We start from the raw sequence: 6,973 nt of genomic DNA, 5'->3' as shown, positions 1-6,973 counted from the left end.
CCGCATGGCTGTGCGCCGCCCAGACCGGCCCGCCATAAAAAGCGGCGAGAGCATTTTTCCGCGCATCCATGTCGTCGAAGCCGCGCATCCAGACGAACATGTCAGGCCGATCGAGGTCCCGGAACTGGCCGATGATGGTCATGCCGGCGTCCTCCTGGCCCTCGATCAGCCTCCCGTCGAAGATGCCGATGAGCGTGTCGCGCCGGCCAGGCTTCAGCGTGTATTGACGAAGCTCGACGACAGGCGACGCGAGCGCCGAGGGTTTCGTCGCAACGTTCTGGGGCAGGTTCATCCGACATTCTCCAAAACAGGGTGATCGTCCTGTTTTGTAAAACAGACCGGTTGTCCTGTTTTGTCAACATGCTAAAGTTCGGCAATGTCAGCAGAGATGACCGTCCAGCCAAAACCGCGCCCGGGAAAACGCACCAACGACCCTGAAGGCATGCGCAAGAAAGTGCTCGATGTCGCCGAGGACGCCTTCCAGGCGCGTGGCTATCACGCCTCCAGCATCGGCGATCTGATGGCGGCGGCTGATGTCAGCGGCGGCGCGCTGCATCACCACTTCCCGACCAAGAAGGCGCTGGCGCTGGCTGTGATCGACGAGCGTGTGGCGGCAGCGGTCGAAGAGACATGGATCGCCCCGGTGCTGGCGGCGGCATCGGCGCGCGAGGGCGTGCGCTCGGTGTTCGAGGCCGTGGCGGCGGAACTGGAGCAGCAGGGTTTCGTGCGCGGCTGCCCGCTCAACAATCTGGCGCACGAACTGTCGCTTGCCGATCCCGATTTTCGCACTGCCCTTGCCGGGATTTTTGCCGGGTGGCGGCGCGCGATTGCCGACAAGCTGCGTGCCGACCAGCAGGCGGGCAAGGACGAGGGCACGGACCCCGAACGCTTCGCCGCGCTGACGGTCGCCGCCTATTCCGGGGCGATGTCGATGGCCAAGACGGCGCAGGATGCCGGTGTGCTGCGGTATTGCCTGGCGGGGCTGGAGCGCAGCGCGCCGTCGCCGGGCGGCTTGGTTGCCAGGCGACGCAACAGGATACTGCCACGGCCGAGAACCTCTTGACTTTGCGGCGCTGCGTTCTTCATCCGATGCCGGGCGAGGTGGGGAACGCCGGGCTGGGGTTCAGCTATTCGGCCAGCGGTTTGATCGTCTCGTAGCCGTTGACGGATTCCGAACTGGTGCCTTCATCGTAGCGCCGCGCGAGCGCGGCTTGCAGATCGGGCGCATAGAGGGCGGTGAATGAATCCAGCGTCTCGCCGGCGCCGTTCTTGAAGGTCTCCTTGACCGCCAGGACATTGTATTTGCAGTCGCCCAGACTGAATGTCTCCTTGCCCTTGACGACAAGGCTCAGCGTCTTTGTGCCCTTCGGCGGCTTGTTCGGCGACAACTCGACGAACTCTATCGTGGCCTTTGCCCCCGCCTTCAGCGGGAACAGCTTTCGCAGATCGGAAAACGGGATCATCGCCTGCCGGCCGGTGTCGCTGTCGCGAAACACCTCGATCAGGCCGGCGAACAAATATTGGGTTTGGGGCGATTGCGATTCGTAGGTGTTGGCAACCGACATCATCCCGCCGGCCACGGGCCGAAATTCGCTGTGGATGCCGGGTCTCGCCAGAATGAAACCCTTCCTGGCGGACTTGGCGTCGACGCAACCGGCGGCATGCGCGGTGCTCGCGCACAGCATCGCGGCCAGCATCATGCAGATAGGTGCGGCTTTCATTTTTCGTTCTGCTCCGCTTGCGCAAGTGAGACATGCCAGACCCGTGGCGTCATGTCGATGATGGCGCAGAGGCGCTGGACGACCGGCTGCTGTCCATGCTGAATCAGCAGATGATGAATCGCCGTTCGACTGGATCGTTTTCCCGACGCAACTTCCTGGTACAGGCTGCGGGATTTGCCGCGGCCGGCGCCTTGCCGCGGCCGGCCTTCGGCCAGACCGGGCAACGCGTCCAGGCGATCGACGTCACCTTCCTGTTCATCGCCGATGTCCATGCCTGCCGCATGGCGAGCGGCTTGAGCCCCAACTGCCTGCAGGAGGGCAAGACCGACGCCGCGCTGCTGCGCAACGTGGCGGTGCTGAATGCGCTTGGCGACAAGGACTGGCCGGCCGAGATCAATGGCGTCGCCACCGGCCTGCGTTCCGCCGGCAAGATAGGCACGCCGCTCGGCCTCGTCGTCGGCGGCGACGTCACCGACGATGGCGGCGGCCAGATCACCCAGCCGAGCGAGGGCACCCAACTGCTCCAGTTCAGCCAGCGCTACAGCCAGGGCGTCGGTCCGGATCGTGTGCACATGCCGGTTTATATCGGACTCGGCAACCATGATCTCGACCAGAACGGGCCACCGCACCATGTCGACTGGTACCGGCGCGAACTGCGCGACTATGTCGAGGTCAACCATCGCGCCGGCGTGTTCTTCAAGCCGCCGGTGCCGGCCACCGACTATGATGTCGACACCGACTGCTACTCCTGGGACTGGGGCGGCCTGCATCTGATCCAGACGCATCGTTTCGCCGGCGACACCGGCCACGGCGCCGAGAGCAGCCTGCCATGGCTGAAGCAGGACCTGGCGACCTATGCGGCGGACGGCCGTCCGGTCATCCTGTTCCAGCATTATGGCTGGGACACTTTCTCGGTCGAACGCTGGGATGCCGCCAAGAGGCACTTCGATGATGACGGCACCGGTGCGCCGCATTGGTGGAGCGAGGCCGACCGGCAAGCGTTGCTGGCGGCGCTGAAGGGCTACAATGTCGTCGGCATTTTCCACGGCCACCAGCACGAAACGCCGCTGATCTATCGCAGGGACGGGATCGACCTGTTCAAGCCGAAGGCTGCCTATATGGGCGGTTTCGCGCTGGCCAGGGTGACCAGCGACGGCATGGACGTGGTGCTGGGCGAGGCGACCGGCGATCATGGCGAGGTTGCCTTCACCAATGCTTTCAGCAAGGGCTGGAGCACATGAAAAAAGGCGGCCTTCGCGGCCGCCTTTCCCTCGACAAACCGCGTTTCTCGATGTCGGATCAGAGCGCCTTCTTGCCCTTCTTGACCTTGTCCTTGACGTCGCCATAGGCCTTCTGCACCTTGCCGGCGATCCTGTCGCCCGTGCCTTCGGCCTGGGTCTGCCTGTTGCCGGTTGCCTTGCCCGCGGCTTCCTTGACCGAGCCCTTGACCTGCTTGGCCACGCCCGCGACCTGATCCTTGTTCACCATTTTTGCGCATCTCCTGGGGTGTGAATTCGGAGGAATTCATTTGCGGGTAGCTAACGAGCCGGCGTCGGTTAGGTTCCAGGCGTCGCCCGGACGGCAGATCAGGTCGCGCGGCCGCCGCCCGGGGCAAGGTCGGTGGGCTAGGCTGTGAACATGCGTTCGCAATGGGATTATCGAGGCCAGGCGTGCGGGGAGAAAAATGGCAGAATTTACGCTCTATATCGGCAACAAGTGTTTCTCCTCATGGTCGCTGCGGCCATGGCTGGCGATGAGGCATCTGGAGATCCCGTTCGAGGAAGGTTTCGTGCGGCTGCGCACGCCTGAAACCTTTGCCAATCTGGCGAAAGTGTCGCCGACAGGTCAGGTGCCGGTGCTGAATCACAGTGGCAAGATCGTCTGGGAAACCCTTGCCATCCTTGAATATCTCGCCGACCTGTTTCCCGAAAAAAAGCTCTGGCCGGCCGATATCGACGCCCGTGCGCTGGCGCGTTCGGCTGCGACCGAGATGCATTCCGGCTTTCGCGAGGTTCGCTATGGCTGGCCGATGAATTTGCGTCGGCCCAAGGCCCACAAGCCGCTCGACGCCGAGGGCGAGGCGCAACGCGCCCGCATCGAGGCGCTGTGGCGCCAGTGCCGGGAAAAATACGGCAAGGGCGGCCCGTTCCTGTTCGGCCACTTCACCGCGGCCGATGCCATGTATGCGCCTGTCGTCACCCGTTTCGACACCTATGGCGGCACGCTGGCGCCGGATACGCGCGCCTATGTCGACGCCGTGCTGGCAACGCCGGCGATGCGCCACTGGTATGCCGAGGCGGCCAGGGAGACGTGGCCGGAACCCGGTCCGGACGAATAGGATCCAAACGAAAACGCCCCTCGCACCTTTTATCGTGCGGGGGGCGTCTTTGCCATCAACTGTTATTCGATTGCTCTCATGAACTGCTGATGACACCGAATAAATGCGCGTCTGCGCAGATGGTTCCTGGACTTTTCTCAAGTTGGCGCAAGCGCGCTGTTTGGCGTCCGATTTGCCGTCATGCAAGGTGTTTTGGCCAGGTGGTTTGGGAGAATTCCGCAGCTGTGGCTTTATGCAAATTTGACAGCGCGCCAAAAGAAGCCTATAAGCAAATCGTCGATATTTGTTTGACTGACTTTTGTTATCCGCGCTTTCGAGCGCGCCTTTGACGAACTTCCCACATCAAAAATCGGGACAAACGACGTTGTGCATCCGCATGGCGTCGAACGAATATTTGCCATGGAAAGGGTTCGTCATGAGCACCGGCACAGTTAAATGGTTCAACGCCACCAAAGGTTTTGGTTTTATTCAGCCTGACGACGGCTCGGCCGACGTTTTTGTCCACATCTCGGCCGTAGAGCGCGCCGGCATGCGCGACATCGTCGAGGGCCAGAAGCTCGGCTACGAGATGGTCCGCGACAACAAGTCGGGCAAGATGTCCGCCGACCAGTTGAAGGCGGCCTGAAAAAAGAATTCAGCTCTCCCGGTGACCACGGATGTACTGGCACCGGTGAGTGGCGAATTCGGGCGCATGGCCGCGGAGACCTGAGTTTCCACGGCATATCATGCGCATGAGAAGGGCGTTCGTGCATCCCCGGTGCATCCTTTTTGGATGTCATCTGGTTGCGCGGCGCTCCATGAAGGTCAGGCGGTGCCTGGCCTTTTTCATTTTGCGCGCCTTGCCGCCGAAAGTGCGCTGCGCGCCGGCCTGGACGTGCTAAGGGACGCTCCAGCAATTTGAATTCGCCGCGCGTATTGCTTTGTGCGTGATCCTGACCGAAGACCCGGTCTCGCTCCATCGGCACAGGCTCCTGACAGGAGAAAGATTTGACCACCAGTTCAAAGACAACCGTCGATCAGGCCGTGTCCCTGTTCAGCAAGACGCAAACCCAGTCGATGTCGCTCAACCGCATCAATTCCGAGCGCGACGCCGTCAGCGAGGCACGTGAAGCCAAGACCGCGCGTCTGCGCGAATTGCGGCTGGAGAAGGAGGCCGACGAGATGGCCGCCGCCGCCGCGCTAGCCGCTTTGCCGAAGCGGGCCGGAAGACGCTGATGGCTACCAAACGCGTACCGCCAACACCGATCGCCGCCGACGCAACCATTGCCGATATGGTCGAAGGCCTCGACAAGCCGGTCGAATTCGTCCGGCGTGTGCTGGAAAAGCTCGAACGCTGCAAGCGTGCCCACGGTGATGCCCAGGTGCGCGTCGGCGTGCGTGGCCGCGCCGAATGCCCGAACTACCTGATCGAATATGTCCGCGAAGACGCCAAGACCCATGAGCGGGTGACTTATCAGGACGCCGCCTACAGCGGCAGCACGCATCGCGAGCTGGCGGCCCATCACATCGAGGCGGTGAAAAACTGGTCGCCCGAGGAAATGAACATCACGGCCGTTTCGGCGCTGATCGGCCGCCTGCGCAATCCGCGCGCCCCATCATCGCGCTTCGCCGACGAGGACTGACATGGCCATAAAATTCTCCTCCAAGGATCAGACGGCAGCCTCGGGTGCTGCGGCAAAACCGGCCAAGCCGGTTGCCGCGCCGAAAGCCGGCGACGCCACCGAGGCCGCGACCGATCTGTTCAAGTCGCCGGCGGATTCGCCGAAGGGCAAGACGGCTAAGAAGAAATAGCGCCTTGCCGCAAGACGCCGATCAAAACCCCGCCGCGCCGGGGCTGTCCGCCCTGGTGGCCGCCGCGAGCGTTTTGTCGTCGCAACACGGCACCTTCGATTGCCAAAGCTGCGGTGCCTGCTGTTCCTATTCGGCCGAGTGGCCGCGCTTTTCCACCGAGGATGACGCACAGCTCGACCGTATCCCGGAAAAATATGTCGCATCTGACCTGTCAGGCATGCGCTGCGAGGGCGTGCGCTGCTCGGCGCTGTCCGGCGAGATCGGCAAGTCGACCGCTTGCGGCATCTACGACGTCCGGCCGGACGTCTGTCGCGCCTGCATGCCCGGCGACGAGGAGTGCCTGATGGCACGCCAGGCGCTCGGGTTACCGGTGTAGCCAATCTCCAATCGCCTCCGCTTGTGCGCCGACCCGCAGCCCGATACCTTCCTGGTTGGGTAGGGTGCCGGAGGAACCATCGTGAGCATCGAATTTCTGTTGACGTCCCTGATTGTCGTGGCTTCGCCCGGCACCGGCGTTCTCTACACGCTGAGCGCCGGCCTCTCGCGCGGTGCGCGGGCCAGTGTCATCGCCGCCTTCGGCTGCACGCTCGGCATCATCCCGCACATGGCCGCCGCCATCACTGGCCTGGCGGCGCTGCTGCACACCAGTGCGCTCGCCTTCGAGACGCTGAAATATCTCGGCGTCGCCTACCTGCTCTACATGGCCTGGAACACACTGAAGGAAAAGGGCGGCCTCAGCGTCGACCAGGATGTGACGCCGCGCTCGGCCGGCAAGGTGATTGCCACCGGTATCCTCGTCAACGTGCTCAATCCGAAACTGTCGATCTTCTTCTTCGCCTTCCTGCCGCAGTTCGTCAGCACCACGGAGCCCAATGCGCTGTCGAAGATGCTGGAACTGAGTTCCGTCTTCATGCTTTTGACCTTCGTGGTTTTCGTCGGCTACGGCATCTTCGCCGCCTCGATCCGCAGCCACGTCGTCTCGCGGCCAATGGTGTTGACCTGGATGCGCCGGACCTTCGCCGGCGCCTTCGTCATGCTTGGCGCGAAGCTGGCGCTGGCCGATCGGTAGCGCCACGAGGAGCGGTTCAGTCTCGCTGATCCGCTCCTCTTTGTTGCGCTATTC

The 6,973-nt window shown here is 62.8% G+C and carries 12 protein-coding genes; 9 read left to right on the top strand and 3 right to left on the bottom strand.

Annotated elements, in window-relative coordinates; genetic code table 11:
- A partial coding sequence (locus EOC06_RS24875) for an NIPSNAP family protein (protein WP_164898718.1) occupies positions 1-292 on the bottom strand: 292 nt, incomplete at its 3' end.
- 96 nt (positions 293-388) lie between these two features.
- Between EOC06_RS24875 and EOC06_RS24870 the strand changes: the two genes are divergently transcribed.
- The gene (locus EOC06_RS24870) at positions 389-1,063 is read left to right on the top strand and encodes a TetR/AcrR family transcriptional regulator (RefSeq protein ID WP_128309031.1); all 675 of its coding nucleotides are present in this window, start codon (positions 389-391) and stop codon (positions 1,061-1,063) included.
- A gap of 64 nt (positions 1,064-1,127) precedes the next feature.
- Here EOC06_RS24870 and EOC06_RS24865 read toward each other — a convergent pair whose 3' ends face one another.
- Positions 1,128-1,721 (bottom strand): hypothetical protein, encoded by a 594-nt coding sequence (locus tag EOC06_RS24865; protein ID WP_128309030.1) that lies wholly within the window; start codon positions 1,719-1,721, stop codon positions 1,128-1,130.
- Between the two features lie 110 nt (positions 1,722-1,831).
- Between EOC06_RS24865 and EOC06_RS24860 the strand changes: the two genes are divergently transcribed.
- Entirely contained in the window at positions 1,832-2,962 is a 1,131-nt protein-coding gene (locus EOC06_RS24860; protein ID WP_164898720.1) for a metallophosphoesterase, read from the top strand.
- A 58-nt stretch (positions 2,963-3,020) separates the two neighbouring features.
- Here EOC06_RS24860 and EOC06_RS24855 read toward each other — a convergent pair whose 3' ends face one another.
- Complete coding sequence (locus EOC06_RS24855) at positions 3,021-3,209, bottom strand: CsbD family protein (RefSeq protein ID WP_128309028.1); 189 nt, start codon at positions 3,207-3,209, stop codon at positions 3,021-3,023.
- A 196-nt stretch (positions 3,210-3,405) separates the two neighbouring features.
- Between EOC06_RS24855 and EOC06_RS24850 the strand changes: the two genes are divergently transcribed.
- The 7 genes from EOC06_RS24850 to EOC06_RS24820 all read left to right on the top strand — a co-directional run bounded on the left by EOC06_RS24850 (position 3,406) and on the right by EOC06_RS24820 (position 6,919).
- Positions 3,406-4,059: a glutathione S-transferase family protein gene (locus EOC06_RS24850; protein WP_128309027.1), complete on the top strand. Its 654-nt coding sequence runs from the start codon at positions 3,406-3,408 to the stop codon at positions 4,057-4,059.
- 415 nt (positions 4,060-4,474) lie between these two features.
- Positions 4,475-4,684, top strand: a complete 210-nt coding sequence (locus EOC06_RS24845; RefSeq protein ID WP_010915421.1) for a cold-shock protein — start codon at positions 4,475-4,477, stop codon at positions 4,682-4,684.
- A 362-nt stretch (positions 4,685-5,046) separates the two neighbouring features.
- Positions 5,047-5,274 (top strand): hypothetical protein, encoded by a 228-nt coding sequence (locus EOC06_RS24840; RefSeq protein ID WP_013532399.1) that lies wholly within the window; start codon positions 5,047-5,049, stop codon positions 5,272-5,274.
- On the top strand, positions 5,274-5,681 hold the full coding sequence (locus EOC06_RS24835; RefSeq protein ID WP_013532398.1) for a hypothetical protein: 408 nt from the start codon (positions 5,274-5,276) through the stop codon (positions 5,679-5,681). Before EOC06_RS24840 ends, EOC06_RS24835 begins: the two co-directional genes overlap by 1 nt.
- A 1-nt stretch (position 5,682) precedes the next feature.
- On the top strand, positions 5,683-5,850 hold the full coding sequence (locus tag EOC06_RS24830) for a hypothetical protein (protein WP_127319514.1): 168 nt from the start codon (positions 5,683-5,685) through the stop codon (positions 5,848-5,850).
- Positions 5,851-5,905: 55 nt separating this feature from the next.
- Positions 5,906-6,226: a YkgJ family cysteine cluster protein gene (locus tag EOC06_RS24825; protein ID WP_164874009.1), complete on the top strand. Its 321-nt coding sequence runs from the start codon at positions 5,906-5,908 to the stop codon at positions 6,224-6,226.
- Between the two features lie 81 nt (positions 6,227-6,307).
- A complete protein-coding gene (locus EOC06_RS24820) occupies positions 6,308-6,919 on the top strand; it encodes a LysE family translocator (RefSeq protein WP_127319518.1) in 612 nt (203 codons plus the stop codon).
- Positions 6,920-6,973: the final 54 nt, after the last annotated feature.

Source organism: Mesorhizobium sp. M7A.F.Ca.MR.362.00.0.0, assembly GCF_004023175.1.
GTDB lineage: Bacteria > Pseudomonadota > Alphaproteobacteria > Rhizobiales > Rhizobiaceae > Mesorhizobium.
Note: the sequence above shows the minus strand (reverse complement) of the source record. Positions and strands in the feature narration are given on the sequence as shown.

Excerpts from the sequence above, each read along its gene's own strand:
- EOC06_RS24870 (WP_128309031.1), top strand. The coding sequence starts at position 389 with ATGACCGTCCAGCCAAAACCGCGCCCGGGAAAACGCACCAACGACCCT.
- EOC06_RS24865 (WP_128309030.1), bottom strand. The coding sequence starts at position 1,721 with ATGAAAGCCGCACCTATCTGCATGATGCTGGCCGCGATGCTGTGCGCG.
- EOC06_RS24860 (WP_164898720.1), top strand. The coding sequence starts at position 1,832 with ATGATGAATCGCCGTTCGACTGGATCGTTTTCCCGACGCAACTTCCTG.
- EOC06_RS24855 (WP_128309028.1), bottom strand. The coding sequence starts at position 3,209 with ATGGTGAACAAGGATCAGGTCGCGGGCGTGGCCAAGCAGGTCAAGGGC.
- EOC06_RS24850 (WP_128309027.1), top strand. The coding sequence starts at position 3,406 with ATGGCAGAATTTACGCTCTATATCGGCAACAAGTGTTTCTCCTCATGG.
- EOC06_RS24845 (WP_010915421.1), top strand. The coding sequence starts at position 4,475 with ATGAGCACCGGCACAGTTAAATGGTTCAACGCCACCAAAGGTTTTGGT.
- EOC06_RS24835 (WP_013532398.1), top strand. The coding sequence starts at position 5,274 with ATGGCTACCAAACGCGTACCGCCAACACCGATCGCCGCCGACGCAACC.
- EOC06_RS24830 (WP_127319514.1), top strand. The coding sequence starts at position 5,683 with ATGGCCATAAAATTCTCCTCCAAGGATCAGACGGCAGCCTCGGGTGCT.